This is a genomic window from Novosphingobium sp. BL-A-41-Hi4B-X5A, assembly GCF_055521705.1.
The window spans coordinates 535,785-561,707 of the sequence record NZ_JBVFVT010000002.1; the positions used below are offsets into that span (position 1 = coordinate 535,785).

Consider the following 25,923-nt stretch of genomic DNA (forward strand, 5'->3'; position numbering starts at 1 on the left):
CATGGGCATAAAGGCTTTAGGCTATGTCAGGATCGAAACCGCCAGGGCGGAGGCCTGGGACCACTTCATGACGCAGGTGGTCGGCACGATGCGGGCGGATTCTCCGCGCGATGGCGTGGCGGCCTACCGGATCGACGACCGCCCGTTCCGCTTCTGGGTTGAACGTGGCGAGAGCGACCGGCTTGTTGCAGCAGCCTACGAGGTCGGCGATGCGGCGGAGTTGGCCGCGCTGCGCGAGACGATTGCCGGGCTGGGCCGCGAGATCGTCGATGGTGATGCGGCAGGGGTCGAGGCGCGCGGCGTGACGGCGTTCTTTGCCACCAGCGATCCATCGGGCAATGGTCTGGAATTCTTCCACGGCGACACGCGCGACGATGTGGCATTCGTGTCTCCGGCAGGCGTCAGCGGGTTCGTGACGGGCGACATGGGCATGGGCCATGCCGTGTTCGCCACGCCCAACTTCGACGAGGCGCATGCCTTCTACAAGGCCATCGGCTTCCGCGACACCGACATCCCGCGCTTCCGCTTCTCCGACGATCCCAACGATCCGGGTATGGGCTTTGCCTTCATGCATGCCGACAACGGTCGCCACCACTCGGTCGCCATTGCCGAAATGCCGGTGCCGCCGTCGGCCTGCATCCACCTGATGCTGGAGATGAAGACGCAGAGCGATGTGGGCAAGTGCCATGACCGGATGCGCCTCAACAAGGTGCCCGAGAGCGCTTCGATCGGACGCCACGTCAACGACCAGACCTTTGGCTTCTACATGCAGACGCCATCGGGCTTCGACATCGAGATCGGGGCCGATCCGCTGGTGATTGACCCCACGAACTGGACACCGACCGCGCACCTGATCCCCAGCGAATGGGGCCATGTCTGGGCATGGCAGAAGGCGCTTGAAGAGCAGGGAGCAAAGGCGTGAGCCTCGATAAACGGATGACCGCGGCGGAGATCGTCGCGCAGCTTTCCGATGGCATGACCATCGGCATCGGCGGCTGGGGCCCACGGCGCAAGCCGATGGCGCTGGTGCGCGAGATCATGCGCTCCGACCTCAAGGACCTCACCGTTGTCGCCTATGGCGGCGCCGATGTCGGCATGCTCTGCGCGGCGGGCAAAGTCAGGAAGCTGGTCTTCGCGTTCGTCAGCCTCGATGCGATCCCGCTGGAGCCGTGGTTCCGCAAAGCCCGTGAGAGCGGCGCGCTGCAGGTGCTGGAGCTGGACGAAGGCATGTTCCAGTGGGGCCTCAAGGCCGCCGCATTCGGCCTGCCGTTCCTGCCGACGCGGGTCGGCCTGGGCACCGATCTGGCCGAACTGGGCGGGCTCAAGACCGTGCAGTCGCCCTATGATGATGGCGAGACGCTGATCGCGATGCCCGCGCTCAAGCTTGATGCAGCGCTGATCCATGTGAACCGTAGCGATTGGCGCGGCAACGTGCAGGTGTTCGGCGCCGACGTCTATTACGACGAGTGGTTCGCCAAGGCGGCGGCAAAGACCTACGTCTCTTGCGAGGAACTGGTCGACCGCATGGAGGACCATTACCCCGAAGGCGCGCAGGACAACCTGTTCGAGCGCTGCTTCGTGTCGGGCGTGGTCGAAATGCCCTGCGGCGCGCATCCAAGCTCGATGCCCCCGCACTATGGCTGGGACATGAAGGCGTTCAAAGCCTACGCCGATGCCGCCCGCGATCCGGGCGACTGGTCGGCGGTGGCAGGCCGCTTCGTCGGCGCTTCGGAAGCCGAATATCTTGAATCCATTGGCGGAAAGGAGGCGGTAGCGGCTCTCTCGCTGCCGATTTTCTGATGAGCGACATCACTCTTGTAGACCTGTGCATCGTCGCCTGTTCGGAAGCGTTCCGGGGCAATGGCGAAATCGTGGCGACCGGCGTCGGCCCTGTGCCGCGCGTGGCGGCTGGCCTCGCCAAGCTGACCCACACGCCCGAACTGATGATGACCGACGGCGAGGCCTATCTGGTCGAGCAGCCGGTGCCGCTGGGCCCGCGCAAGTACGACGACCGCAAGCCGGCGGGCTACCTGCCGTTCTCGCGCTTCTTCGACAGCGCGGTGTGGTCGGGCCGGCGTCATGCCATGGTCACGCCGACGCAGCTTGACCGTTTCGGCCAGATCAACCTGTCCTACATGGGCGGGACCTACGACAAGCCCAAGACCCAGATGCTGGGCGTGCGCGGCTTTCCGGGCAACACGATCTACCACCCCAATTCGTTCTTCTTCCCGGCGCATGGGCCGCGTGTGTTCGTTCCGCAGGTCGATATGATCTCGGGTGTGGGATACAATCCGGCCAAGCGCGTGGGCGGCGGCAACTTCTCGGGCGTGAGCCTGCGCCGGATCGTCACCAACCTGTGCGTGATGGACTTCGGCGGGCCGGAAAATGCCATCCGTGTCATCTCGCTGCATCCGGGCGTGACGTTCGAGGAAGTGCAGGCGGCCACCGGCTTCGAGCTTTGCCAGGCCGATAACGTGGAAACGACGCGTCTGCCGACGGCAGAGGAACTGGCGGTGATTGCCAGCCTCGATCCGCACAATGTCCGCGCCGGCGTGATCAAGGACAACCCGCCCGCCGTCCGCGCCGCTGCCTGAGGGAGATGACACCATGACCGACCTCGTCGAGCCGAAGCAAGTCGACATCGTCTACGAGACGGAAGAGCCCGTCCGTTACGAAGTGATCGATAGCGTGGCCTGGATCACGATGAACCGGCCGCAGTTCAACAATGCCCAGAACGGGCAGATGACCTATGCGCTCGACGATGCCTTCAACCGCGCGGTGCAGGACGACAACGTCCGCGCCATCGTGCTGGCGGGCGAGGGCAAGCACTTCTCGGCAGGCCACGACATCGGCACGCCGGGGCGCGACCTGCACCACGAGTTCGACAAGCGGCTGATGTTCCCACCGCACACCAACAAGCCGGGTGCCGAACTGCTCTATACCCGAGAGCAGGAGCAGTACCTGGGCATGTGCCGCCGCTGGCGCGACATCTCCAAGCCGACCATCGCCATGGTGCAGGGCGCCTGCGTGGCGGGCGGGCTGATGCTGGCTTGGGTGTGCGACCTCATCGTCGCTTCGGAAGATGCGTTCTTCCAGGACCCGGTCAATCCGCTGATGGGCATTCCCGGCGTCGAATACTTCGCTCATGCTTATGAACTGCCGCCGCGCGTGGCCAAGGAATTCCTATTGCTGGGCGAGCGCATGCCGGCGGCGCGCGCCTACAGCTTCGGCATGGTCAACAAGGTGGTGCCCCGCGCCGAACTGCGCGAGGCGACAGCGGCCTGGGCGAACAAGCTCGCCAAGCAGGGCCGTCTTGGCAACTGGCTGACCAAGCAATCGGTCAACCACGTCGAGGAACTGCGCGGCAAGCGTGCGGCGATGGACGCGGTCTATCACATGCACCACTTCGCCCACGCGCAGAACGATATCGTCACCGGCAATTCGATTGCCGGGGTAAACGGGACGTCTGCCGCCGCAGCGAATAAGAAGGACGCGGGCGAAGGCTGATGGCAAGCGCGCTTCACACCGTCCTGACCGAGCGCCTTGGCTGCACGGCTCCGATCATCCAGACCGCGATGGGCTGGGTGGCCGAGCCGAGCCTTGTCATCGGCAGCTGCAATGCGGGGGCCTTCGGCTTCCTTGGCGCGGCGGTGATGACGCCCGACGAATGCCGCGAGAAGATCCTTGCCGTGCGCAAGGGTACTGACAAGCCGTTCGGGGTGAACTTTCACTCGTTCCAACCGGGGGCGGAGCAGATCGTCGAGCTGATCCTTGCCAATGCCGAGCAGGTGCGCGCGGTCAGCTTCGGGCGCGGGCCCAATGCCAGGATGATCGGGCGCTTCAAGGACGCCGGCATCCTGTGCATCCCGACCGTCGGCGCGGTGAAGCATGCGAAGAAGATGGAAGAGCTGGGCGTCGACATGATCAGCGTCCAGGGCGGCGAGGGCGGTGGCCACACCGGTTCGGTGCCGACGACGATCCTGCTGCCGCAAGTGCTCGATACGGTGAAGGTGCCGGTGATTGCCAGCGGTGGCTTTGCCGATGGGCGCGGGCTGGTGGCGGCGCTGGCCTATGGCGCGGTGGGCATCGCGATGGGCACGCGCTTCCTGCTGACGCAGGAAAGCCCGGTGCCCAACAGCGCCAAGGCGGCCTACCTCAAGGCCGGGACCGACCAGATCATCGTGACGACCAAGCTCGACGGCATTCCGCAGCGCATGGTGCGCACGCGGCTGATGGACCGCATCGAGAAGTCTGGCTCATTGGCCATGTGGTTGCGCGCGTTCGAGGCGGGTGCGGCGATGAAGCGCCAGACCGGGGCTTCGTGGCTGCACTTCATCAAGGCCGCCAAGGGCATGACCGGTCACGGCGACGTGCCACTGAAACAGGCGATGATGGCTGCGACGATGCCGATGCTGATCCAGAAGGCCGTGGTCGATGGCGACATCGAGAACGGCGTGATGGCGACCGGCGTCGTCGGTGGGCGCATATCCGAGATACCAACCTGCCAGGAACTTGTGACACGCATCATGGCCGAAGCCGAGCAGCGCCTGGTTGCGCTTGGCGTGCCCGGTGCAAACGCCGCTGCGGCCAGCGCGGCCTGAGGGGAAGAACAATGCCGATCACGCTTACCGTCAAGGACCGCATCGCCGAGATCGTGTTCGACGTGCCGCCGGTCAACGCGTTCGACAGCGAGACGTGGATGTCGCTTCCGGCCATCGTCAAGAAGGCCGCGGCTGATCCCGAAGCCAATGTCGTGCTGATCCGCGCGGCGGAAGACTCGCGCGGGTTCTGCGGCGGTGTCGATATCAAGGAGATGCAGGCCCACCCGGAACGCATCACCGTGCTCAATCGCGGCAATTTCCTGACGTTCAAGGCAATCCACGAAGCGGAGATTCCGGTCGTGGTGGCGGCGCACAAGTTTGTGATCGGCGGTGGCATCGGCATCTGCGGGGCAAGCGACGTGATCATCGCGGCGGACGATGCCTTCTTCTCGCTGCCGGAGGTCGATCGCGGCGCGATGGGCGGGGCCAGCCACATGTCGCGCATGCTGCCGCTGCACAAGGTCCGCGCGGCGTTCTTCACCGGTGGCAACATCCCGGCGCAGGAAGCCTATCGCCTCGGCGCGGTGGAGAAGGTCGTGCCGCGCGCCGATCTGGTGGCCGAGGCGCACGCCTTCTGCGGCGTGATCGCTTCGAAGAGCCGCAAGGCGCTGGTCATCGCCAAGGAGGCTCTGAACGGCCTCGAGGCGCGTGACGTCGATCGCGGGTATCGCTGGGAGCAGGGGTTCACGCTGGAAATGTACATGCACGAGGACAGCCAGCGCGCGCGCGATGCCTTTGTTGAAACCGGCAAGGCGGCGAAGTTCTGACTATGGACCTGACCTATACTCCCGAACAGCAGGCTTTCCGCGCCGAAGTCCGCGCGTGGCTGGAAGCGCACGTGCCCACGGCGCCGCTCGAGCACTATGACGCGACGCGCGAGGGCTTCGAAGCCCACCGCCAGTGGGAAGCGACGCTCAAGAGCGGCGACTGGGGCATGGTGACCTGGCCCAGGGAATACGGCGGGCGCGGGCTCGACCTGATCCAGTGGCTGATCTTCGAGGAAGAGTATTACCGCGCCGGGGCTCCGGGCCGCGTCAACCAGAACGGCATCTTCCTGCTGGGGCCCACGCTGATGGAATTCGGCACGCACGAGCAGAAGCAGCGCTTCCTGCCGCCGATGGCGAGCGGCGAGGAAATCTGGGCGCAGGCATGGTCCGAACCACAGGCGGGCTCCGACCTTGCCGGGGTGCGCGCCACAGCCGTCCGTGAGGACGATGAATACGTGCTCAACGGCCACAAGATCTGGTCAAGCCGCGCCGCGTTTGCCGACTGGGCCTTCGGCCTCTTCCGCGAGCCGGGCAGCGAACGGCACAAGGGCATGAGCCTGATCTTCTTCCGGCTCGATCAGGAAGGCGTAACCCGCAATCCGATCCGCAAGATCAACGGGCATGTCGGCTTTGCCGAGATCTTCCTCGACAACGTGCGCGTGCCTGCGTTCAACCGGCTGGGCGACGAGGGGCAGGGCTGGCACATCTGCATGGCGACCGCCGGGTTCGAGCGCGGCTTGATGCTGCGCAGCCCGGCGCGGTTTCAGGAAGCCGCCGCGGCTCTTGTTGCGCTGTGGCAGAGTCGCAAGGAGAGTTGCGATCCCGCGCTCGAGGCGGATGTGGTGCGGGCGCACATGAATGCCGAGGCCTATGCGCTCAACATCTACCAGACCGCATCGCGGCTGATGGCGGGCGCGAAGATCGGGCCGGAGGCTTCGACCAACAAGATCTTCTGGTCGGAGATGGACATCCACCTACACGAGACTGCGCTGGCGATCCTCGGGGCCGAGGCGGAACTGCTGCCGCCCACCGGCGAGCACGAGTGGCTGGACGATTACATCTTCTCGCTGGCTGGGCCGATCTATGCCGGGTCGAACGAGATCCAGCGCAACATCATCGCCGAGCGCATGCTCGGCCTGCCGCGCTGAGGAGGGACGGGCACATGGACTTCACCCTCAACGACGAACAGCAGATGTTTGCCGACACGGCGCGGACGCTGCTGGGCGATACCTGCACGCCGGACCACTGGCACAAGATGATGGAACAGGGCGTGGCCTTCGATGTCGCGCGCTGGGCGCAGATTGTCGAGAACGGCTTTACCCTGCTGCTCCTGCCCGAAGCGGCGGGCGGCATGGGGCTGACCGAGCTGGACCTCGCGCTGATTGCCATCGAGGCAGGCTATGTCGCACTGCCCGAGCCGCTTGCCGAAAGCGCTGGCGTTGGTGCGCCGCTGCTGGCAAGCCTTGCGCCCGAACATCCGGTGCTGGCCGATCCGGCGGCGATCGTCGCGGTGGCGCCAACGATCAATCCAGTCGTCGCCAATGCCGACGTTGCGGCGGCTATCCTGATTGAAAAGGATGGGCGGGCTTATCTCGTCACTCCGGATCAGGTGACGCTGACGCCTGCCGAAACCATCGACCCGTTCCGCCGCCTGTTCCGCATCGAGTGGGACGCAAGCAAGGCCGAAGACCTCGGCCCTGCCGACTGGACGCTGGCGCTCGACCGCGCATCGCTGTTCGCGGCGGCGCAAGGGTTGGGGCTGGCGCAGCGGGCTGTCGATCTTGCCGTTGCCTATGCCAAGGATCGCATGCAGTTCGGCAAGCCGATCGGTTCCTATCAGGCGGTGAAACATCACCTTGCCAGCGCGCAGACTGCGATCGAGTTCGCCCGGCCCGTGGTGCTCGCCGCTGCCGCCGAGATCGGCCATGGCGACGTTCATTCGCGGGCGCGCGTGTCCGAGGCCAAGATGGTGGCGCTGGAAGCGGCAGAAAAGGCCGCACGGGCATCGATCCAGGTGCACGGTGCGATGGGCTATTCGTGGGAGGTGGACGTCCACCTGTTCCTCAAGCGTGCGCTGGCGCTGAAGGCGGCATGGGGCACGCCCGCGTTCCACCGCAGCCGCATCGCCACGCGCATCTTCACCCAGCCGCTTGGCGCCGACCAGACCTTTGCCCGCGAGACAGAACATGCCTGAAGCCTATATCGTCGACGCCGTGCGCGCGCCTGTCGGGCGCAAGAAGGGCAGTCTTGCCCACCTCCACCCGGCCGACCTTGCCGCGCATCCCATCCGCGAACTGATGGCGCGGCACGATTTCGACCCGGCGCTGGTCGAGGACGTGGTGTGGGGCTGCACCGAGACCATCGGCGGGCAGGCGGGCGACATCGGCCGCACCGCCTGGCTCGTGGCCGGCCTTGCCGAGGACGTGCCGGGCGTGACCATCGACCGCCAATGCGGCAGCGCGCAGCAGGCGGTACACTTTGCCGCGCAGGGCGTGATGAGCGGGACGCAGGACATTGTCGTGGCTGGTGGCAGCCAGGCGATGAACCGCATTCCGATCATGGCGGCGATGACCGCAGGCGCCGCCTATGGCTTCGAAAGCCCCTTCCTTGGCGCCAAGGGTTGGGACGCGCGCTATGGCGACGAAGAAGTGAACCAGATCCGCTCGGCCGAGATGATTGCCGAGAAGTGGGCCATCACCCGCGAGGAAATGGACGCTTTCGCCTATGAAAGCCACCGCCGCGCCCAGCACGCAACCGAGCAGGGCTGGTTCGGGAACGAGATCGTGCCGCTCGAAGGGCTGGACCGCGACGAGACGATCCGTCCGAACACGACGCTCGAAGGCCTCGCCTCGCTCAACCCCGTGCGCGAGGGCGGGCGGATTACCGCAGGCAACGCAAGCCAGAACTCCGACTGTGCAGCCGCGCTGCTGATCGTGAGCGAGCGAGCACTCAAGGAGCACAACCTCAAGCCGCGCGCGCGCATCCACCACATGTCGGTCCGCGCCGACAATCCGGTGTGGATGCTGACCGGTCCGATCAATGCCACGCGCTATGCCATGCAGAAATCCGGCATGAAGCTTTCCGACATAGACCTGTTCGAATGCAACGAGGCCTTCGCCTCCGTGCCGATGGCGTGGATGAAGGAACTCGATATCCCGCATGAGAAGGTGAACGTTCAGGGCGGCGCGATTGCGCTGGGCCATCCGATCGGATCGACCGGTGCCAAGCTGATGACGACGCTGCTCAATTCGCTGGAGCGCACCGGCGGCCGTTATGGCCTGCAGACGATGTGCGAAGGCGGCGGGCAGGCCAACGTCACGATCATCGAGCGGCTCTGATCATCATGGGGTCCGCAACCGCCATCACCAACCTGCTCTACCGCTACGCGGAACTGATGGATGCAGGGAAGCTGGAGGAGGTCGCCGCGATGTTCGAACATGCGCGCGTCACCCTCGGCGGTGGCAAGGTGGTCGAGGGCGCGGCGCCCATGCTTGAGCAATGGCAGGCCTTCGTGCGCATCCACCCCTGCGGCACGCCGCGCACGCGCCACGTCATCACCAACCCGATTGTCGAGATCGACGAGGCGGTGGGAAGGGCTAGCTGCCGGTCGGTCTACACAGTGTTCCAGCAGACGCCGGAGCTGCCGCTCCAGGCCATCGCGTCGGGGCGCTATCACGACACGTTTGAGCGCGTGGAAGGCATCTGGCGCTTCGCTACGCGCGACTATTCCATGCTCGATTACATCGGCGACCTTTCGCAGCACCTGCTGCTGCCGGTCGGCTGAAGAACTTCACAGGAGATACAAGTGGGCATCTGCGAAAATCGCACTGTCATCATCACCGGAGCCGCCGGTGGCCTCGGCCGCGCCTATGCGCTGGCCTTCGGCGCGGAAGGCGCCAACGTGGTGGTCAACGACATCGGCACCTCGCTGGGCGGTGAAGGCCGGGATACCAGCGCGGCTGACGCGGTGGTTGCAGAAATCAAGGCGGCGGGCGGCAAGGCCATCGCCAACTACGAGGACATCACCGACTGGCACGCGGCCAAGCGCATCGTCGATGCCGCGATCGAGGCGTTCGGCGACCTGCACGTGGTCGTGAACAACGCCGGCATCGTGCGTGATCGCATGTTCGTCTCGGCCACGGTCGAGGAATGGGACGCGACGATGCATGTCCACTTGCGCGGCCATTTCTGCATTGCGCGCCATGCGGTGAACTACTGGCGGGCCAAGCAGAAGGACGGCCGCGATCCCGACGCCCGCATCATCAACACTTCCAGCGGCGCGGGGCTGCAAGGCTCGATTGCACAGGCGGCCTATTCGACTGCCAAGGGCGGCATCGCCTCGCTGACGCTGGTCCAGGCGGCAGAGCTTGGCCGCTATGGCATCACCGCCAATGCGCTGGCCCCTTCGGCCCGTACCCGCATGACCGAAGGCGCCTTTGCCGAGAAGATGAAGGCGGTGGAAGAAGGGTTCGACGTGATGGACCCGGCCAATGTCGCGCCGACCGTCGTTTGGCTCGGCAGCGCGCACAGCGCCCACGTTACCGGGTGTGTCTTCGAACTCGAAGGGGGCAAGATCATGCTGGAGGACGGTTGGCGCGAAGGGCCGTTCGTCGATCAACAGGCGCGCTGGGAGCCTGCGCAGGTGGGCGAAGTGGTCGACAAGCTGATCGAAGCGCGCCTGCCGCCGCGCAAGGTATGGGGCACGGCCTGAAGGCCCAGACGGAGTAGAGACGATGGAATTTGCCTTCACCGACGAACAGGCGATGATCGCCGAGACCGTGCGCGGCTTCTTCGCCGAGAACGCGACGAGCGAGCGTACGCGCAAGGCCATGGCGGCTGACGGGATCGACCGCGAGCTGTGGTCCTCGTTCGCGAATGCACTCGGCCTTGCCGGGATCGGCCTGCCCGAAGAGCATGGCGGGGCAGGCCTCGGCATGGTCGAAATGGCGCTGGTCGCCGAAGCTGCAGGGGCGCAAGTGGCGGCGCTGCCGCTGCTGGGGCATGTGATGATTGGCCAGGCCATCGCGCGTGGTGGTTCGGAGGCGCAGAAGGCGGAGTGGCTGCCGCGGCTCGCTGCGGGCGAACTGATCGCGACGGCGGCTTGGGCACCCAAGCTGAGCGTTGCCGATGGCCGGATTTCCGGCACTTTCCCGTTCCTGCCGCACGGCGCTTCGGCTGATCTCCTGCTGGTCCATTCGGGCAGTGAGGCTTGGATCGTCGACCTCAAGGGCGCGGGCGTGAGTGTCGAGGCGCACGTGACGATGGACCAGACCCGGCCCTTCGCCACCGCGACGCTCGATGGCGCGCAGGGCGAACAGCTGGCCGATGGCGACGCGGCGATTGCCGGCGCTCTTGCCGCCGGGTGGATCTGCCTTGCCGCCGAGGCGCTGGGCGGAGCGCAGGCGACGCTGGATCGGACCGTGGCCTATTCCAAGGAGCGCGTGCAGTTCGGTCGGCAGATCGGTTCGTTCCAAGCCTACAAGCACCGCCTTGCCGACATGATGATCGAAATCGAGCAGGCGCGGTCGGCGGTCTATTGGGCGGCCTGCGCGGTGGACGAGGGGTCGGACGAGGCGCAGGTGGCGCTCCATTCGGCCAAGGCGTTCTGTGCCGACACCTACTTCATGTGCGCGGGCAACATGATCCAGCTGCACGGTGGCATCGGCTTTACGTGGGAGCATGACTCGCACCTGTTCTTCAAGCGCGCGCGCTCGATCCAGACGCTGCTGGGTGATGGGCAGTGGCACCGTGAGCAGGTTGCCTCGGCAGTTCTGGGTGCGGCTGCATGAAGCTCGGCTTTTCCCCGTCTGACGAAGCTTTCCGCGCCGAGTGCGCGGAATGGCTGCAGGCGGAAATGACCGGGGCATTCGCCGACATTCGCGGCATTCCCAACTTGTGCGACGCAATCCCGCGCCGCAAGGAGTGGGAGCAGCGGCTGGGGGAGGCGGGCTGGAGCTGCATCGGCTGGCCCAGGGAGTGGGGCGGGCGCGATGCGACCATCGCCCAGCAGGTGATCTTCGCCGAGGAGTATGCGCGGGCTGGCGCCCCCAATCGGATCAACCACATCGGCGTGGAACTGGCCGGGCCGACGATCCTCGCTTTCGGGTCCGAGGAGCAGAAGGCGAGGTACCTGCCCGAAATCGCGGCGGGGCGGCAGATCTGGTGCCAGGGCTATTCCGAGCCGAATGCCGGGTCCGACCTTGCCAACGTCAAGACCAAGGCGCGTCTGGAAGATGGGCAGTGGGCGGTCAATGGCCAGAAGGTCTGGACCAGCCTTGCCCACTATTCGGACATGATCTTCGTCGTCGCGCGCAGCGAGGAAGGTTCAGCGGGGCCGAAGGGCCTGTCGTTCCTGCTGATGGACATGGACCAGCCCGGCATCGAGGTTCGCCCGATCCGCCAGATCAATGGCGAGGCCGAGTTCAACGAGACCTTCTTCACCGACGCGCGCTGTGCCGCCGATGCCATGCTCGGCGCGGCAGGCGAGGGCTGGAAGGTGGCGATGGCGTTGCTGGCGTTCGAGCGCGGGGTTTCCACGCTCGGCCAGCAAATGCAGTTCCGCAACGAACTCGATGCGGTGATCGATGCGGCCAAGGCCAACGGCAAGGCTGCCGATCCGGTACTGCGCCAGAAGATCGCGCGGGCGGAAACTGGCTTGCGCCTGATGCGCTATGGTGCGCTGCGGATGCTTTCGGGCACCGATCTTGCCGCCATCGACGGCGCGGCGCTGACCTACAAGATCCAATGGGCAACCTGGCGGCGCAACCTTGGCGAGCTGGGCATGGAGGTGCTGGGCCAAGCGGCGGAAGTTGCGCCCGGTGACCACTACTCCTGGCCGACCCTGCCCAACCTGTTTCTCTTCAGCCGTTCCGACACGATCTACGGCGGCACCAACCAGATCCAGCGCAACTTGATCGCCGAGCGCGGTCTGGGACTCCCGCGCGAACCGAGAGGCCAAGCATGAGCGTTCCCGTTCCTCCCTATCCCACGCCGCTGGGCATGCTCAAGGGCAAGACCGTCGTGGTCACCGCCGCCGCCGGCACAGGAATCGGCTTTGCCGTGGCCAAGCGCGCCGCTGAAGAGGGCGCGCGTCTGCTGATCAGCGACTTCCACGAAAGGCGTCTGGGCGAGGCAGCGGATCGCATCGCGGCTGAAGTCGGTTGCGAGCGTCCGTTCACGCAGGTCTGCGACGTGACCAGCGAGGCGCAAGTGCAGGACTTGCGCGATGCGGCGCTGGAAAAGCTCGGCAAGGTCGACGTGCTGATCAACAACGCCGGCCTTGGCGGAGAGGTCGATGTCGTCGACATGACCGACGAGCAGTGGAGCCGCGTGCTTGATGTGACGCTGACAAGCCTGTTTCGCATGACGCGGGCGTTTCTGCCTTCGATGTATGCCAACAAGTCCGGCGTGATGGTCAACAACGCTTCGGTGCTGGGCTGGCGCGCGCAAAAGGGCCAGGCGCATTATGCCGCGGCCAAGGCGGGCGTCATGGCCTTCACCCGCTGCTCCGCGCTGGAAGCGGCGGACCACGGCGTGCGCATCAATGCCGTCGCGCCGAGCCTTGCCATGCACCCGTTCCTCGCCAAGGTGACCACCGAGGAGCGGCTTGCCGAACTGGTCAAGACCGAGGCCTACGGCCGCCCCGCCGAAGTGTGGGAAGTGGCCAATGTCATGCTGTTCCTTGCCTCTGACCTGTCCTCCTACATGACCGGCGAGATCGTCCCGGTCTCAAGCCAGAGGGCCTGACCGTGGCGGTGGTATTCGAGAAGCCGGCTGATCTGCTGGGCAGGGAAGGCACACAGCTGCCGCCGACCGAGTGGTTGCTGATCGATCAGGTCCGGGTCAACGGCTTTGCCGATGTGACCGGCGATCACCAGTGGATCCACGTCGATGTCGAGCGCGCGAAGGGCGGTCCGTTCGGCGGGACCATCGCGCACGGTTACCTGACGATGAGCCTGGTCAACTACTTCCTGCCCCAACTGATCGAAGTGCGCGGCTTTGCTCATGCGGTGAACGTGGGCGCGGACCGCCTGCGCTTCCTTTCGCCGGTCAAGGTCGGCAGCCGCATTCGCGGTGTGGGTGAGATCGTCTCGGTCGAGGAAGTGAAAGGCGCGATCCAGTCGGTCGTGCGCGTGACCGTCGAGATCGAGGGGCAGGACAAGCCCGCCTGCGTGCTCGATACCATCAGCCGCTATTTTCCGGAGTGAATGCGATGCCTGATCCCAAGGTGATGGAAGCTGCCGTCCACGAGTATGTCGCCGCATTCGATGCCGGTGCGCCCGAACGGGTTGCTGCGCTGTTTGCGGAAGACGCCACGGTCGAAGACCCGGTGGGGACTGAACCCAAGGTAGGCCAGGCGGCGATTCTCGAATTCTACGCCGCCTCGATGCAGACCGGTGCCAAGCTCGCGCTCGATGGCGCGGTGCGTCTGTGCGGCCCTTATGCGGCGTTCGCGTTCACGGTCCACCTCCACTGGGAGGGCAAGGATCAACGGGTCGAGGTGATCGACACCTTCAAGTTCAACGACGACGGCAAGGTCGTTGAGATGCGGGCCTATTTCGGGCCTTCCAACATGCACGGCTTCGGCTGAGAGGATATAGACATGCGTGAAGCCGCCATCGTTTCGACCGCCCGTACTGGCGTGGGCAAGGCCTATCGCGGGGCCTTCAACGACACCGAAGCTCCGGTGCTCTCCAGCCACGTTGTCAACGCCGCCATCGCGCGCGCAGGGATCGATCCGGCGCGGGTGGACGACGTCTACCTCGGCGTTGGTAACCACTGGAACACGCAGAGCTACAACCTCGGGCGGCTCACCGTCCACGGATCGGTCCTGCCCGACACGACAGCGGGCTTCACGCTCGACCGCAAGTGCTCTTCCGGCCTCAATGCCATCGCGCTCGCGGCGCGCGGGATCATGTGCAACGAGATCGACGTTGCCGTGGCGGGCGGAATGGAAAGCATTTCGCTGACCATCAACAAGCATGCGCCGCAGTTTCGCAACCGTTCGGAATTCATCAAGGCAGCGGATCCGCACGCCTACATGGTGATGATCGAAACCGCCGAGATCGTGGCCGAGCGTTATGGCGTGACGCGCGAGGAGCAGGACCGATTTGCCGCACTATCGCAGCAGCGCGCTTCGGCGGCGCAGGAAGCGGGCAAGTTCGATGACGAGATCGTGCCGATCACCGTCACCAAGGCGCTTTTCGACAAGGAAGGCAACGAGACCGGCAAGGAAGAAGTCACCCTCGCCAAGGATGAAGGCGTGCGCGCGGGCACGACCTATGAGGCGCTGGCGGGCCTCAAGCCGGTGTTCAAGAACGGTCAGGTGATTGCCGAGGGCAAGCATATTACCGCAGGCAACGCCAGCCAGCTTTCCGATGGCGCTTCGGCTCAAGTGCTGATGGACCTCGACACCGCCAAGGCTGAAGGCCGCCCGGTGCTGGGCATCTATCGCGGCTTTCAGGTGGCGGGCTGCGGGGCCGAGGAAATGGGTATCGGCCCGGTCTTCGCAATCCCCAAGCTGCTCGACCGGGCGGGCTTGAAGATCGAGGACATCGGCCTGTTCGAGATCAACGAGGCCTTTGCGTCGCAGGCCGTCTATTGCCAGCAGAAGCTCGAGATCGATCCCGACAAGCTCAACGTCAACGGCGGCGGCATTGCTATCGGCCACCCCTTCGGGATGACCGGGTCGCGCCTTGTCGGCCACGCTCTGATCGAGGGCAAGCGCCGCGGCGTGAAGTACGTCGTCGTCTCGATGTGCGTGGCGGGCGGCATGGGCGCTGCCGGCCTGTTCGAAGTGGCTTGAGCTGGTTGAGAGGCCCAATCCCATGACCGAGGCAATGGGCAACTGGCCCGGCTCGATCCCCGGCGCAGCGAAGGCGGCAGCCGAGCAGTGGCCTGATGTGCCTGCGCTGATGGTCGGCGCGCGGCAATGGACCTTCGCCGAATTGTGGGCCGATGCCCGCCGTTCGGCCTCGGCCATGCTGGCGAGTGGCATAGCCCATGGCGACCGTGTGGGCATCTGGGCGCCGAACACGCGCGAATGGATTCTCGCGGCGTTGGGCGCACAGGCCGTTGGCGCGACAATCGTGCCAATGAACACGCGCTTCAAGGGCGGGGAGGCCGCCGATATCCTTCGCCGCGCACGGGTGAAACTGCTGTTTGCCCCGGCCGGTTTTCTGGGTCAGGACTATGCTGCACTGATTGCAGGCGAGGACCTGCCCGATCTGGTCGAAACGGTTCACATCGACCGGGATTTCGAAGCCTTTATGGCGCGTGGCAAGGGGGCGGATGATCCAGCGGTTGACGATGCATTCGCCGCGGTTTCCCCGGACGACATCTGCGACATTATCTTTACCTCGGGCACAACTGGCAGGCCGAAAGGAGCCTTGACCGCTCACTGCCAGGCGACACAGATCTTTGGCGACTGGGCGGTACGGGTCGATCTCCGCCCCGGCGATCGCTACCTGATCGTAAACCCGTTTTTCCATACGTTCGGCTATAAGGCAGGTTGGTCGGCCTGCCTTGTTCGAGGCGCAACGATCGTGCCGATGGCGACTTTTGATGTCGCTGAAATGGTCCGCCAGATCGAGCAGAACCGGATTACCTTCATTCCGGGTCCACCAACGATCTACCAGTCGCTGCTGCAGGAACTGGCGGGCGACCGGCCGCGCGATTTCTCGTCACTCCGGGTCGCCGTGACCGGAGCTGCACCCGTACCGCCGGTACTGGTCGAGAGGATGCGCAGCGAACTGGGCATGTCCAACATCGTCAACGGCTATGGCATGACCGAGTGCGGCTGCATTTCGATGACGCGACAGGGCGACGATGCGCTGACGGTTTCCAACACCTGCGGTGTTCCGCTGCCCGGACTTGAGGTGCGGTGCGTTGGTGACGATGGGCAGGATGTGGACACCGGGAAAGCGGGCGAGCTGTGGGTGCGTGGCTATGGCGTCATGCGCGGGTATCTAGACGATCCGGCAGCCACGGCTGACGCGATCGACAGCGATGGCTGGCTTCATACCGGCGATATCGGCACGATCGATGACCGCGGCTACCTGAAGATTACCGACCGCAAGAAGGACATGTTCATTTCAGGCGGGTTCAATGTCTATCCCGCCGAGATCGAGGCCATACTTGCCAAGCATCCCGCCATTGCGCAGGCCGCCGTGATCGGAGTGCCCGATGAGCGCATGGGCGAGCAGGGCAAAGCGTTCATCCTGCCGCGGACCGGATGCGAGGCACCTTCGGAAGCGGAAATTGCCGCCTGGGCGCGGCAGGAAATGGCCAACTACAAGGTGCCCCGCAGTTTCGTGATCGTTGATGACCTGCCGAGGAATGCTGCCGGAAAGGTGATGAAGACGGAACTGCGCTGATCAAGGCGCAGAGATAACGGAGAGAGCAATGCAGCGATTTGTCGGCAAGGTTGCAATTGTCACCGGAGCGGGATCGGGCATCGGCCGCGCCGCAGCAATCCGCTTTGCGCAGGAGGGCGCGCGAGTATTCTGCGCGGATCTCAATCTTGCGGCGGCGCAGGCAGTCGTGGCTGAGATCGGTGAAAGCGCAAGCGCGGTAAAGGTCGACGTGGCCGACCATGCCAGCAACGTTGCGATGGTGGCGCAGGTCCTGGCCGAGGCCGGCCGGCTGGATTTCGCCTTCCTCAACGCCGGACTCTACGGTGCTGCCGAAGGCCTCGACACGGTCGACGAGGCGCTGTTCGACAAGCTCGTCTCGGTCAATCTAAAAGGCGCGTTCAACGGCATCAAGGCGGTGCAACCGGTGATCGAACAGGGCGGCGCGGTGGTGGTTACGGCTTCGGCAGCGGGCATCGTCGGCCATCCTGCGAACCCGGCCTACAGTGCTGCCAAGCATGGCGTGGTCGGGCTGGTGAAGTCCTGCATCGATGCCTTTGCGGCGCGTGGCGCGCGGATCAACGCGCTGTGTCCCGGCGGTGTCGAGACGCCGCTGATCGGCGCGCCCGATGTTGCGATCGTCGGTGGCCAAGAGCTTCCGCGCGTGCCCTTGCGCGGCATGGGACGCGCGCAGCATGTTGCCGAAGTGGCGCTGTGGTTGTGCAGCCCGGCCTCGGGCTTCATCACCGGGCAGGCGCAAGTGCTTGACGCAGGACTGCTTTCGACCTTTGCACCAGTGACGCTGCCCGTAGGCCCGTGATGGGCGCGGATGCCGCACAGGCGAGGATGAAGGCCGCACTGCAGGCCTACGTCGACCTGATCAATGCCGGCGATGTGGCCGGGGTGAGGGCGCTGTTCGCGCCCGATGCGGTGATCGAGGATCCGATCGGGTCGGAGCCTCGCAGCGGGCCAGCGATCGCCGCGTGGTTCGCCGATACCGTTGCCTACCAGACGCGGATCACGCCGGTGGCACCCCATCGCGGATCCCACGCCAACGAGGCGCTGTTGATCTTCGACGTGGAGTTCACGCCGCCAGGCGGCCAGCGTCTGCGCATCCGCTCGGCCGACGCCTGCCGTTTCGACGAAGAAGGCAGGATCGTAAGCCTGCGGGCATTCTGGGGGCCGGACGACATCCAGCCCGCGTGATGGGTGGCTTCAGCGCAGCGGGGCCGGGCGGTAGAGTGCACCGTTGGCCCAGCCGACGATCTCTTCGCCCGCAGTCGTGATCAGATCGTCGACTTCGCCGAGCAGAAGATCATGCGTGCCGTAGCTGATATGTTCGCGGATCGTGCAGAAAATCGCAGCTGGGGCGCCTTCGATGTACCACACGCCTTCGTGCACGGCATGGTCATGTTGCCGCCAGTCGTCCTGCGTAAAGCGTGCCGCGCGGGCGGCGGGATCGGCAAAGGGCGCCATGTGGCCATCCTGCCGGCTGTGCAGCAGGTTGATGCAGAAGCGGCCGGCACGCATCATCGCCGCGTGCGCGCTGCCGGAACGGTTGACGCAGATGGCCATGGATGGCGGGTCAAGACAGACGGGCATGAGCGCGGACATGGCGAGGCCGACCGGCTCACCGCTGTCCGGATCGAAGCTGGTGACGATGCCGACGGGCGCGGGCATGATCCGCAGGACGCTCTTCAATCTTGCATCGAGCGGTGAGGTGTCGTGCGGTGCGGCCGCGACAGCATCTGTCACAGATAGTCCCCTTTCTGCGCGGAATCAGAGATTATTCTGCTGCCGCATTGTTATTTGCGCTGTTGCATAGCAAGATGTCTACGCAAAGCCAAAAGGAAGGTGAGCAATGCAGGGCAGGATCCAGGATCGCGCGATTATCGTTGTTGGCGCCGGTACCGGTATTGGCGCAGCCACGGTCCAACGCCTCTGCGCCGAAGGTGCGCGAGTTTGCGTGGCCGACCTGAACTTGGCAGCGGCGCAGGCCGTGGCAGACCGCATGGTCGATGCCGGACACGAAGCCCACGCCATCGAGGTGGACATAACCGACGAGGCTGCGGTGCAGGCGTGCTTTGCCGAAGCAATCGCCCGGCTCGGGCGACTGGATGGAGCGCACATCAACGCTGCAGACCTCAAGACGATCTTTTCGGATTCGGATGCGCTGGCGCTTGAACTGGAAACGTTCGACCGGACCATGGCGGTGAACCTGCGCGGGCACCTGCTCGCCACCCGCGCCGCCTTGCCGCATTTGCTGGAAAGCGGGCGGGGCGCCATTGTCTATACGAGTTCGGATGCGTCGGGGGCGGGGGAGCCGGAGCGCCCCTCCTATGCAGCGTCGAAGGCCGGCCTAAATGCGCTGATGCGCCATGTCGCGAGCAAGTGGGGGAAGCACGGGCTTACCGCCAACTGCGTCGCTCCCGGCTTCGTGATGACGCCCGAGATGATTGCGGGCGGGGCCGTTCCCCCGGACTGGATCGACCATTGCATCGCTGCAACCCGCAGCACGCGCCTAGGGCAGGTGGAGGACGTTGCGGCGATGGTCGCCCTGCTGCTGTCCGAAGACGGACGGTGGATCAACGGGCAGGTGATCCATGTGAACGGCGGCGCCGTGCTGACCTGAGGCTTCGGCCGAAAGTCTTGCCTCGAATGCCGCAGTTCCGATCAGGCGATGCTGTCGAAATAGCTTTCGATCACTGCATCGGGCATGCCGATCCCGCGCAGGCAGAACCATGTTGCCTGCCGGACAAGCTCCTCACCCTCGATGCCGTATGGTCGCGCAGCCTTGGGCAAGCCCCCTATCGCCGCCAGCATGGTGCCGACGTGCTCGATGAACATGGCTGAGGCTGGCACGTCGAGCGCTTCGCCAACGAGGCCGCCCTCGGCCCGCGCAGAGGCATAGGCAGCTTCCATGGTGGCGGCGTTGCGCCTTTGCGAACGACGGTAGATCAGGCTTGCGTAGGAGCCATCTCCCGCAAGGCTGGCCAGCATCATGCGGTGCGTGTCGTCGCGCGCAGGCTCTTCCGCATCGGTGGCGCAAGCCGTGATGAAGGTGTGGATCGCGGCGGCAAGTCCCATCGGTCCTTCGCCATGCACGCCCTGTTCGCGCCAGCGCTCGTCCTGCTCAAGGAACACCTGACGCAGAACCGCGCGGTAGAGAGCGAGCTTGCTGGGGAAATGGCGGAACACCAGCGCTTCGGAGACCTTGGCCTCGCGCGCGATCTGCAGCGTCTTGGCCCCGTCGTAGCCATGCTGCGAGAAGACCCGCCGCGCGGCAGCAACGATCTGGCCTCGGCGCTGCACGGCCGGAATTCGGGTCTTCGTCATGATTGCTCACTTACTTAGGCGGTGCAGTGAGTCAATCGCGCAGAACCAACCGTAGACCGGCTAATGCAGGTCGGGCTTCATCAGCGCCGAGGCTGGGACGCGTTCTGCCCAGAAAGCGCCTTCGAGGTCGGTATCGACATCGACCGCGCCGCGCACGCCGAGGACTTCGCGCGCCTCCGCCAGCGGCAGATGGAAGCACGGCTCGAGCTTCTTCATGAACAATGCGTCGCTGGCCTTGCCGACTACCATGCCGCGTTGGATCGCATCGGTGCAGGTGTTCCATACTTGCGGATAATGCAGCATCGTCCGCACGGTGTAGCGCAACGATCCGAAAATCTGGATCAGGCTCAGCTCGGCCGCCAGCTCCGGATTGCGGATGTGCTTGAACACGTTGGTCAGGCGGTACCAGTAGGGGACGAGCTCACCCATGAAATTGAACCCGCCGCCGCACAGGATGTGTTCAAAATCGTGCGTCTGGCCGGAGCGGAGGTTGTAGAACTCCAGCTGGCTTTTCGGTTCGCGCCACGGGGTAATCTGGATCTCGTAGTTTCCTTCGGTGATCCACTGATAGAATATCCCGCCAAGCGAGCCTGGTGCATACTGTGCGAAGTCCTCAATCGCGTATGTCGAGTAGAAACCCTCGGAGAGCCAGGCATCGAGCTCGGGATTGATCTGCCGCTCCGCCGTGAACATCTCCTCTATGGCATCGTGATCGCGCAGTTCCTCGAGGATCGGCAGGAACTCGTACATCTCGGCAGGGGGCGGCAGGTCCGGCCCGTTGCGGCGCAGCAGGATCATTGCCAGCCAATCGCGCAGGCGCGGGTTGTTGAGATACTTAGACGACGACACGAGCACGCTCGATGGCGTTTCGACCGGCATGATGCCGCGGGCGAGATAGGGCATGTCTGGCATTGGTTCTGGTCCGATGCTTATCTGTTGCGGAGCGATCAGGCGGCGAAGTGTTCCTCGGGCTCGGGCGGGAAGATCGTCGGCTGGCCGGGATCATAGATCCGGGTGAGCAGGCCGATGAAGGAGGGATCGGTCAGCGGATCGGTGGGCATCCGGAACGCTTCGCCACGCTTGCGCAGGTCCGAGATGATGATGTCGAAGATTATCTCGTGGCTAAGGTCGTCGGTATGGTCGAGCGCGCGCTTCATTTCGGCCATGTCCATGTAGATGTCGGCGCCCCAGTGAACGAGGAAGCGGAATTCGTCCTCGGGAACCTTCTGTATCACCTTGCCATCTGTTGTGATCTGCCAGCCGGTGGGGTCTTCGGGATCAGCCGACATGAGGGAGTTGATCGCGAGCCCTTCAGGACGCCGCAGGGCGGCGGGACCGTTGGACTGCGCAGTGTGATACATCTTCTCATTTTCTACCACGACGGCGCGGCCCCACATCGGCGCATGGATCTGCTGCGGCGGTTGCTGCGGTCCTTCGGGCCAAAATGTGAAACCGCCACCGGTCCTGCCCCTGTAGTACCAGGCGATGACCTGTGCCTTCTTGGCGCGCCAGCGTTCGAACAGGCTGGACTTGACCATGGTGTTCATCAGCCAGATCGGCGTGTTGTGCATCGACGCGCCGCGGAAGCGCGTGGCATCGACATGCGGGTTGCCGCCGCCCGAGCATGGCCCCTGAATGTTGAACAGCATGTTTTCCGGCGTCGCGTATCGCGCGCCCCAGTAATCCCGCACGAGGGCAAGGAAGTGGCTGTTGAAGAAGCAGTCCTCGATCTCGGGATAAAATGCGGTTGCTGCGGTGCCGAAATAGCCGCGAAACACCGGTGACAGGAACATGTCCCAGGTCGGCTTGAAACCTTCCGGGACCGCACCAGACGTCGTGGCGACGACTTCCTCGGGCGATTTGAAATGCTGCGCAAGAATCAATGACCACGGCCCATTGCTGCGCACGATCTCCAGCATTCGCGCATGCTGGTCTGGAGAATAGGCATTTTCGATGACACGCGGCGCGGCGACAGGCCTGAAAACGCTGTCGGTTGACATGGGCATCTCTCCAATATGAGCGAGCGAACGCCAGGGACGATCGTTTAAAGTGTGTGTGGACGGACTGATGGCATCCAGGTCGGTCAACACGATTTCCGGGGTACTACTGGCCGACAGGGTAGGCGGATCTGGCTGTTTTTGGCTTTGTTTTCAATTGAACATCGATTCTTGCGAGCACCGTATGAGGTGAAACCGATCGATAAGGCATATACCTATCGCGCAGAGCAGCGGCGGTCAATTATCTGCCGCCAATGCTACGCAACATTCGTATGATTTACGCTCTTGCAGTTATTTTGCGTAGTTGATACGCTTCTTCAGCAAACAAAAGAGAATCTGGGATGAGGGGCCTGCAGCCGCCTTTGCAAGAGGCAGGCGTGCGCACTTGGGGTGCGTGCAGCACTTCTCTCATTCCAGCTATGCGTGGCGTTCTGCCGGACGCCTTGCAGGTTTGGTCTTGGAGGGAGAGGACAATGTCTGAAAAAAGCCGCATGCGTTCCGATGTAGGTCGTCGCTTCACAACCGCACTGCTGGCGGGTGCATCACTTTGCTGCGCTGCCTTGCCGCAAATCGCGAATGCTGCAGATAATGCTGCAGACGAGCAGGCTACCGATGGTGTCGCTCCCAACAACATGGAAATCATCGTTACGGCTAACCGCCGCGAAGAGCGCGCGCAAGACGTGCCGATCTCGATCACCGCAATCAGTGCCGAGAGCATCCGCGAACGCGGCTTGACACAGCTGCAGGACCTGCAGGCTTCGGTCCCCTCGCTGGTGGTGGGGCCGAACGGCCAGGCTTCGCGTGACGTGATGTCGCCATCGATCCGTGGCCAGAGCGCGTCTTTCCAGGGTTCACCTGCCGTCGTCGTCTACATGAACGAAGTGCCGCTGGTATCTGCCATTACGCTTTCCGGACAGGGCGGGCCGGGCAGCTTCGTCGATCTGCAGAACGTGCAGGTGCTGGCCGGCGCACAGGGCACGCTGTTCGGCCGCAATACCACCGGCGGCGCCATACTGCTGACCCCGGCCAAGCCGACCGACAAGCTGGAAGGCTATGTCCAGGCAGGCTTCGGCAACTACAGCATGGTCGAAACCGAAGCCGTGCTGAACCTGCCGATCTCGGACAAGGTCCGCCTGCGCCTTGTCGGTGCATCACGCGATCGTGACGGTTTCACGCGGGACGTGAACTGGAACAAGGATCGCGACGACCAGCACTGGCGGATGGGCCGCGTCGGGCTGTGGATCGAGCCGGTCGAGGGCGTGACCAACTATACGCTGGGCTACTACGGCAAGTCGCACAGCAACGGCACCGGTTCGATCGCCAAGAACTTCAACACCAACTACTTCGTCGGTCTGGCAACGCGGCCCATCCCGGTCGCTCCGGGCGTGTCCCTGCCGCTGGGCGCGATTGCGCCGACGTTCAATTTTTGCGGTGCGGGCACCGGCCCTGCCAATTGCAGCTTCTATACCAACCTGCTCAACCAGCAGAATGCACGCGGCATCCGCCAGACGGCGCACGGGCTCGACAGTTTTGCCAAGCTGGAATCGTGGGGCATCAACAACACCACCGACATCGAACTTTCCGGCACTCTGAAGCTGCGCAACATCTTCAGCTATGCAGAGCTGAAGTCCTACTACGCCAACGATCAGGACGGCACCATCGCCCCAGTCTATGACACCGGCACCACGGTCGAAAGCCGCACTGCGCCGCGCGACTGGTACAAGCAGGTGACCGAGGAACTGCAACTGCAAGGCACCGGCCTTAACGACAAGCTGACCTACACCGTGGGCGGCTTCTACTACAAGCAGAGCCCGCGCGGGACGATGGAATCCTATTCGATCAACGTCTGCGGCTTGCAGACGATAGCCGGTTGCCCGATCGGCCAGAGCCAGATTCGCGTGACCAACGAATCCAAGGCGCTCTATGCGCAAGGCTCGCTGGATTTCGGCGCATTCTCGCCCGCGCTTGACCGCCTGCGGCTGACGGCGGGCTATCGCTATACCTGGGACACCGTGGAGGGCTCCACGACATCGTTCAGCTACGTGCCGCTGCCGGGCGGGGCGAAGTTCGTCACGGCCTGCTCGTGGAAGTCGAATCCGAACCCGACGCAGCCCATCGCCGATCCGCTCAATACCTGCCTGTTCGGCGCAAAGCTGAAAAGCTCGTCGCCCAACTGGACCATCGGGCTCGACTACCGCCCGAACGACAACATCATGGTCTATGGCAAGGTCACGCGCGGCTACAAGGCCGGTGGCTTCAACAGCTATGCCGTGTTCGAGAACACCCGCACCTTCGGGCCTGAGACGGTCACCGACTACGAAGCGGGCTTCAAGACCGACTTCAACGCTGGCGGCATGCGCGGGCGGTTCAACGTCAACGGCTTCTGGCTGGACTACAAGAACATCCAGCGCGCGGCCGGGGACTTCAACCGCGCAACCGGCGGCAATGGCGCGATCACGCTGAACAACGCTTCGGCCGAGATCAAGGGCGTCGAAGTCGAGGCGATGATCCAGCCGACGCAGAACATCGAACTGGGCGGCAACTACAGCCACCTCAGCGCCAAGTACAAATCCTTCAAGTTCGATTCGAGCTCGGGCGTGTGGGATTGTACCGCGCAGTCGATCACTTCGCCCAAGGTCTTTGCCGGGGCGGACATGACCTGCCGTCCACTGCAGTACCTCTCGCCCAACATCCTGTCGGTCTATGGCCGCTTCTCGCTGCCGGTTTCGGAAGATGTCGGCAATTTCAGCCTGTTCCTCAGCTACAACTGGACCGACAAGCAGCCGACCGCGCCGTTTTCGACCGAGCGCTTCCCGGATGGGACGATCAACGAACCGGGCGTGCTGCTGCCGAGCTATGGCCTGCTCAACGCCACGATCGACTGGAAGGGCGTGATGGGCGCGCCTGTGGATCTGAGCCTGTTCGCCACCAACATCACCAAGAAGAACTACATCATCTCGAACACCGGCATCTTCCAGACGATCGGCGCGCAGAGCGTGATCTATGGCGAGCCGCGCATGTTCGGCCTGCGCCTGCGCTACAGCTTCGGCAACTGACGAGAGAAGGAGATGGCGGCGTGACGGGAAGACTTTCTGGGCGCGCCGCCGTCATCACCGGCGGTGCCGATGGCATCGGTGAGGGAATTGCCCGCCGCTTCGCCAGGGAAGGGGCGGGCGTCGTCGTGGCGGACTACGACGCCGAGCGCGGGCCAGCGGTGGTAGACCAGCTTTGCGCAGGCGGGGCGCAGGCGGTGTTCATCAAGTGCGATGTGTCCTGTCGCAACGATGTGTTCGCGGCGGTGGACCTATGCGCCGAGCGGTTCGGGGCCGTCGATATCCTCGTCAACAACGCCTATCGCGGCGAGGGTCCGGTGCGGATCGAGCGCAAGACCGACGAGCGCTTCGATGATGCGCTGAAGATGTGCCTCTACGCCACGAAGTGGGCGATGGAGCGGGCGCTGCCGCACATGAAGGCGCGGGGCTGGGGCCGGGTGATCAACATGGCCTCGCTGAACGGCGTCAACGCCCACATGGGCAGCGCAGACTACAACGTCGCCAAGGAGGCGGTGCGGGCCTACTCACGCACAGCCGCGCGGGAATGGGCGCCCTATGGCATCTGCGTCAACGTGATCTGCCCGGCAGCGGTCTCGGCCGCCTATCGTCGTTTCGCGGAAATGGCACCCGACGTGGCGAAGGCGACTGCAGCCGCAAACCCGATGGGCCGCATGGGCGATCCCGAGGCGGACATCGGCGGCGTCGCGCTATTCCTCGCCAGCGAGGACGCGCGGTACCTGACCGGCAACACCCTGTTTGCCGACGGTGGTGGCCATATCAACGGCGTGCCGTGGGCGCCGGATTTCGGGGACGACTGA

General features: G+C 64.4%; 27 protein-coding genes. 23 read left to right on the forward strand and 4 right to left on the reverse strand.

Annotation, left to right across the window (positions count from 1 at the left end; translation table 11 throughout):
• Position 1: 1 nt before the first annotated feature.
• From ACZ1JY_RS18150 to ACZ1JY_RS18245, 20 genes are read left to right on the forward strand one after another with little or no spacing between them, the layout of a single operon-like run.
• Entirely contained in the window at positions 2–922 is a 921-nt protein-coding gene (locus ACZ1JY_RS18150; protein WP_465131021.1) for a VOC family protein, read from the forward strand.
• 14 nt (positions 923–936) lie between these two features.
• Positions 937–1,800 (forward strand): CoA transferase subunit A, encoded by an 864-nt coding sequence (locus tag ACZ1JY_RS18155; RefSeq protein WP_118075386.1) that lies wholly within the window; start codon positions 937–939, stop codon positions 1,798–1,800.
• Entirely contained in the window at positions 1,800–2,594 is a 795-nt protein-coding gene (locus ACZ1JY_RS18160) for a CoA-transferase subunit beta (protein ID WP_465131022.1), read from the forward strand. The genes ACZ1JY_RS18155 and ACZ1JY_RS18160 overlap by 1 nt, the downstream gene beginning before the upstream one ends.
• A gap of 13 nt (positions 2,595–2,607) precedes the next feature.
• Positions 2,608–3,507 carry an enoyl-CoA hydratase gene (locus ACZ1JY_RS18165; RefSeq protein ID WP_465131023.1) on the forward strand — a complete coding sequence of 300 codons (900 nt, stop codon included), beginning with the start codon at positions 2,608–2,610 and terminating at the stop codon, positions 3,505–3,507.
• A complete protein-coding gene (locus ACZ1JY_RS18170; protein ID WP_465131024.1) occupies positions 3,507–4,601 on the forward strand; it encodes an NAD(P)H-dependent flavin oxidoreductase in 1,095 nt (364 codons plus the stop codon). Before ACZ1JY_RS18165 ends, ACZ1JY_RS18170 begins: the two co-directional genes overlap by 1 nt.
• 11 nt (positions 4,602–4,612) lie before the next feature.
• A complete protein-coding gene (locus ACZ1JY_RS18175) occupies positions 4,613–5,368 on the forward strand; it encodes an enoyl-CoA hydratase family protein (protein ID WP_465131025.1) in 756 nt (251 codons plus the stop codon).
• A gap of 2 nt (positions 5,369–5,370) precedes the next feature.
• Positions 5,371–6,516, forward strand: a complete 1,146-nt coding sequence (locus ACZ1JY_RS18180) for an acyl-CoA dehydrogenase (RefSeq protein ID WP_465131026.1) — start codon at positions 5,371–5,373, stop codon at positions 6,514–6,516.
• Positions 6,517–6,530: 14 nt separating this feature from the next.
• A complete protein-coding gene (locus tag ACZ1JY_RS18185; protein ID WP_465131027.1) occupies positions 6,531–7,562 on the forward strand; it encodes an acyl-CoA dehydrogenase family protein in 1,032 nt (343 codons plus the stop codon).
• Entirely contained in the window at positions 7,555–8,706 is a 1,152-nt protein-coding gene (locus ACZ1JY_RS18190; protein ID WP_465131028.1) for an acetyl-CoA C-acetyltransferase, read from the forward strand. The genes ACZ1JY_RS18185 and ACZ1JY_RS18190 overlap by 8 nt, the downstream gene beginning before the upstream one ends.
• 5 nt (positions 8,707–8,711) lie before the next feature.
• On the forward strand, positions 8,712–9,152 hold the full coding sequence (locus ACZ1JY_RS18195; protein ID WP_465131029.1) for a nuclear transport factor 2 family protein: 441 nt from the start codon (positions 8,712–8,714) through the stop codon (positions 9,150–9,152).
• A gap of 21 nt (positions 9,153–9,173) precedes the next feature.
• Entirely contained in the window at positions 9,174–10,079 is a 906-nt protein-coding gene (locus ACZ1JY_RS18200; RefSeq protein WP_465131030.1) for an SDR family oxidoreductase, read from the forward strand.
• Between the two features lie 22 nt (positions 10,080–10,101).
• Entirely contained in the window at positions 10,102–11,157 is a 1,056-nt protein-coding gene (locus ACZ1JY_RS18205; protein WP_465131031.1) for an acyl-CoA dehydrogenase family protein, read from the forward strand.
• Positions 11,154–12,332, forward strand: a complete 1,179-nt coding sequence (locus ACZ1JY_RS18210; RefSeq protein WP_465131032.1) for an acyl-CoA dehydrogenase family protein — start codon at positions 11,154–11,156, stop codon at positions 12,330–12,332. Before ACZ1JY_RS18205 ends, ACZ1JY_RS18210 begins: the two co-directional genes overlap by 4 nt.
• Positions 12,329–13,114, forward strand: a complete 786-nt coding sequence (locus ACZ1JY_RS18215) for an SDR family oxidoreductase (RefSeq protein WP_168904398.1) — start codon at positions 12,329–12,331, stop codon at positions 13,112–13,114. The genes ACZ1JY_RS18210 and ACZ1JY_RS18215 overlap by 4 nt, the downstream gene beginning before the upstream one ends.
• A gap of 2 nt (positions 13,115–13,116) precedes the next feature.
• Entirely contained in the window at positions 13,117–13,575 is a 459-nt protein-coding gene (locus ACZ1JY_RS18220; protein WP_465131033.1) for a MaoC family dehydratase, read from the forward strand.
• Between the two features lie 5 nt (positions 13,576–13,580).
• Positions 13,581–13,958 carry a steroid Delta-isomerase gene (locus ACZ1JY_RS18225; protein ID WP_465131034.1) on the forward strand — a complete coding sequence of 126 codons (378 nt, stop codon included), beginning with the start codon at positions 13,581–13,583 and terminating at the stop codon, positions 13,956–13,958.
• A 12-nt stretch (positions 13,959–13,970) separates the two neighbouring features.
• Complete coding sequence (locus ACZ1JY_RS18230) at positions 13,971–15,173, forward strand: thiolase family protein (RefSeq protein ID WP_465131035.1); 1,203 nt, start codon at positions 13,971–13,973, stop codon at positions 15,171–15,173.
• 22 nt (positions 15,174–15,195) lie between these two features.
• Positions 15,196–16,743 carry a FadD3 family acyl-CoA ligase gene (locus tag ACZ1JY_RS18235; protein WP_465131036.1) on the forward strand — a complete coding sequence of 516 codons (1,548 nt, stop codon included), beginning with the start codon at positions 15,196–15,198 and terminating at the stop codon, positions 16,741–16,743.
• Positions 16,744–16,771: 28 nt separating this feature from the next.
• A complete protein-coding gene (locus tag ACZ1JY_RS18240) occupies positions 16,772–17,539 on the forward strand; it encodes an SDR family NAD(P)-dependent oxidoreductase (protein WP_465131037.1) in 768 nt (255 codons plus the stop codon).
• The gene (locus ACZ1JY_RS18245; protein WP_465131038.1) at positions 17,539–17,925 is read left to right on the forward strand and encodes a steroid Delta-isomerase; all 387 of its coding nucleotides are present in this window, start codon (positions 17,539–17,541) and stop codon (positions 17,923–17,925) included. Before ACZ1JY_RS18240 ends, ACZ1JY_RS18245 begins: the two co-directional genes overlap by 1 nt.
• Positions 17,926–17,934: 9 nt before the next feature.
• Here ACZ1JY_RS18245 and ACZ1JY_RS18250 read toward each other — a convergent pair whose 3' ends face one another.
• Positions 17,935–18,474, reverse strand: coding sequence for a flavin reductase family protein (locus ACZ1JY_RS18250; protein WP_465131039.1), 540 nt, complete (start codon positions 18,472–18,474; stop codon positions 17,935–17,937).
• Between the two features lie 106 nt (positions 18,475–18,580).
• Between ACZ1JY_RS18250 and ACZ1JY_RS18255 the strand changes: the two genes are divergently transcribed.
• A complete protein-coding gene (locus ACZ1JY_RS18255) occupies positions 18,581–19,351 on the forward strand; it encodes an SDR family NAD(P)-dependent oxidoreductase (RefSeq protein WP_465131040.1) in 771 nt (256 codons plus the stop codon).
• Between the two features lie 41 nt (positions 19,352–19,392).
• Here the strand turns inward: ACZ1JY_RS18255 and ACZ1JY_RS18260 are convergent, their stop codons facing one another.
• From ACZ1JY_RS18260 to ACZ1JY_RS18270, 3 genes are read right to left on the reverse strand one after another with little or no spacing between them, the layout of a single operon-like run.
• A complete protein-coding gene (locus tag ACZ1JY_RS18260) occupies positions 19,393–20,055 on the reverse strand; it encodes a TetR/AcrR family transcriptional regulator (RefSeq protein ID WP_465131041.1) in 663 nt (220 codons plus the stop codon).
• Positions 20,056–20,115: 60 nt separating this feature from the next.
• Complete coding sequence (locus tag ACZ1JY_RS18265; protein ID WP_465131042.1) at positions 20,116–20,967, reverse strand: hypothetical protein; 852 nt, start codon at positions 20,965–20,967, stop codon at positions 20,116–20,118.
• Between the two features lie 35 nt (positions 20,968–21,002).
• Complete coding sequence (locus tag ACZ1JY_RS18270) at positions 21,003–22,055, reverse strand: hypothetical protein (RefSeq protein ID WP_465131043.1); 1,053 nt, start codon at positions 22,053–22,055, stop codon at positions 21,003–21,005.
• A gap of 488 nt (positions 22,056–22,543) precedes the next feature.
• Between ACZ1JY_RS18270 and ACZ1JY_RS18275 the strand changes: the two genes are divergently transcribed.
• Both ACZ1JY_RS18275 and ACZ1JY_RS18280 read left to right on the forward strand, forming a co-directional pair.
• Positions 22,544–25,108 (forward strand): TonB-dependent receptor, encoded by a 2,565-nt coding sequence (locus ACZ1JY_RS18275; protein WP_465131044.1) that lies wholly within the window; start codon positions 22,544–22,546, stop codon positions 25,106–25,108.
• Positions 25,109–25,128: 20 nt separating this feature from the next.
• The gene (locus ACZ1JY_RS18280; protein WP_168904408.1) at positions 25,129–25,923 is read left to right on the forward strand and encodes an SDR family oxidoreductase; all 795 of its coding nucleotides are present in this window, start codon (positions 25,129–25,131) and stop codon (positions 25,921–25,923) included.

Excerpts from the sequence above, each read along its gene's own strand:
- ACZ1JY_RS18270 (WP_465131043.1), bottom strand. The coding sequence starts at position 22,055 with ATGTCAACCGACAGCGTTTTCAGGCCTGTCGCCGCGCCGCGTGTCATC.
- ACZ1JY_RS18210 (WP_465131032.1), top strand. The coding sequence starts at position 11,154 with ATGAAGCTCGGCTTTTCCCCGTCTGACGAAGCTTTCCGCGCCGAGTGC.
- ACZ1JY_RS18235 (WP_465131036.1), top strand. The coding sequence starts at position 15,196 with ATGACCGAGGCAATGGGCAACTGGCCCGGCTCGATCCCCGGCGCAGCG.
- ACZ1JY_RS18150 (WP_465131021.1), top strand. The coding sequence starts at position 2 with ATGGGCATAAAGGCTTTAGGCTATGTCAGGATCGAAACCGCCAGGGCG.
- ACZ1JY_RS18240 (WP_465131037.1), top strand. The coding sequence starts at position 16,772 with ATGCAGCGATTTGTCGGCAAGGTTGCAATTGTCACCGGAGCGGGATCG.
- ACZ1JY_RS18255 (WP_465131040.1), top strand. The coding sequence starts at position 18,581 with ATGCAGGGCAGGATCCAGGATCGCGCGATTATCGTTGTTGGCGCCGGT.
- ACZ1JY_RS18180 (WP_465131026.1), top strand. The coding sequence starts at position 5,371 with ATGGACCTGACCTATACTCCCGAACAGCAGGCTTTCCGCGCCGAAGTC.
- ACZ1JY_RS18160 (WP_465131022.1), top strand. The coding sequence starts at position 1,800 with ATGAGCGACATCACTCTTGTAGACCTGTGCATCGTCGCCTGTTCGGAA.
- ACZ1JY_RS18245 (WP_465131038.1), top strand. The coding sequence starts at position 17,539 with ATGGGCGCGGATGCCGCACAGGCGAGGATGAAGGCCGCACTGCAGGCC.
- ACZ1JY_RS18195 (WP_465131029.1), top strand. The coding sequence starts at position 8,712 with ATGGGGTCCGCAACCGCCATCACCAACCTGCTCTACCGCTACGCGGAA.
- ACZ1JY_RS18265 (WP_465131042.1), bottom strand. The coding sequence starts at position 20,967 with ATGCCAGACATGCCCTATCTCGCCCGCGGCATCATGCCGGTCGAAACG.
- ACZ1JY_RS18185 (WP_465131027.1), top strand. The coding sequence starts at position 6,531 with ATGGACTTCACCCTCAACGACGAACAGCAGATGTTTGCCGACACGGCG.
- ACZ1JY_RS18225 (WP_465131034.1), top strand. The coding sequence starts at position 13,581 with ATGCCTGATCCCAAGGTGATGGAAGCTGCCGTCCACGAGTATGTCGCC.
- ACZ1JY_RS18155 (WP_118075386.1), top strand. The coding sequence starts at position 937 with ATGACCGCGGCGGAGATCGTCGCGCAGCTTTCCGATGGCATGACCATC.
- ACZ1JY_RS18275 (WP_465131044.1), top strand. The coding sequence starts at position 22,544 with ATGCGTTCCGATGTAGGTCGTCGCTTCACAACCGCACTGCTGGCGGGT.
- ACZ1JY_RS18205 (WP_465131031.1), top strand. The coding sequence starts at position 10,102 with ATGGAATTTGCCTTCACCGACGAACAGGCGATGATCGCCGAGACCGTG.
- ACZ1JY_RS18190 (WP_465131028.1), top strand. The coding sequence starts at position 7,555 with ATGCCTGAAGCCTATATCGTCGACGCCGTGCGCGCGCCTGTCGGGCGC.
- ACZ1JY_RS18175 (WP_465131025.1), top strand. The coding sequence starts at position 4,613 with ATGCCGATCACGCTTACCGTCAAGGACCGCATCGCCGAGATCGTGTTC.
- ACZ1JY_RS18170 (WP_465131024.1), top strand. The coding sequence starts at position 3,507 with ATGGCAAGCGCGCTTCACACCGTCCTGACCGAGCGCCTTGGCTGCACG.
- ACZ1JY_RS18230 (WP_465131035.1), top strand. The coding sequence starts at position 13,971 with ATGCGTGAAGCCGCCATCGTTTCGACCGCCCGTACTGGCGTGGGCAAG.
- ACZ1JY_RS18215 (WP_168904398.1), top strand. The coding sequence starts at position 12,329 with ATGAGCGTTCCCGTTCCTCCCTATCCCACGCCGCTGGGCATGCTCAAG.
- ACZ1JY_RS18165 (WP_465131023.1), top strand. The coding sequence starts at position 2,608 with ATGACCGACCTCGTCGAGCCGAAGCAAGTCGACATCGTCTACGAGACG.
- ACZ1JY_RS18260 (WP_465131041.1), bottom strand. The coding sequence starts at position 20,055 with ATGACGAAGACCCGAATTCCGGCCGTGCAGCGCCGAGGCCAGATCGTT.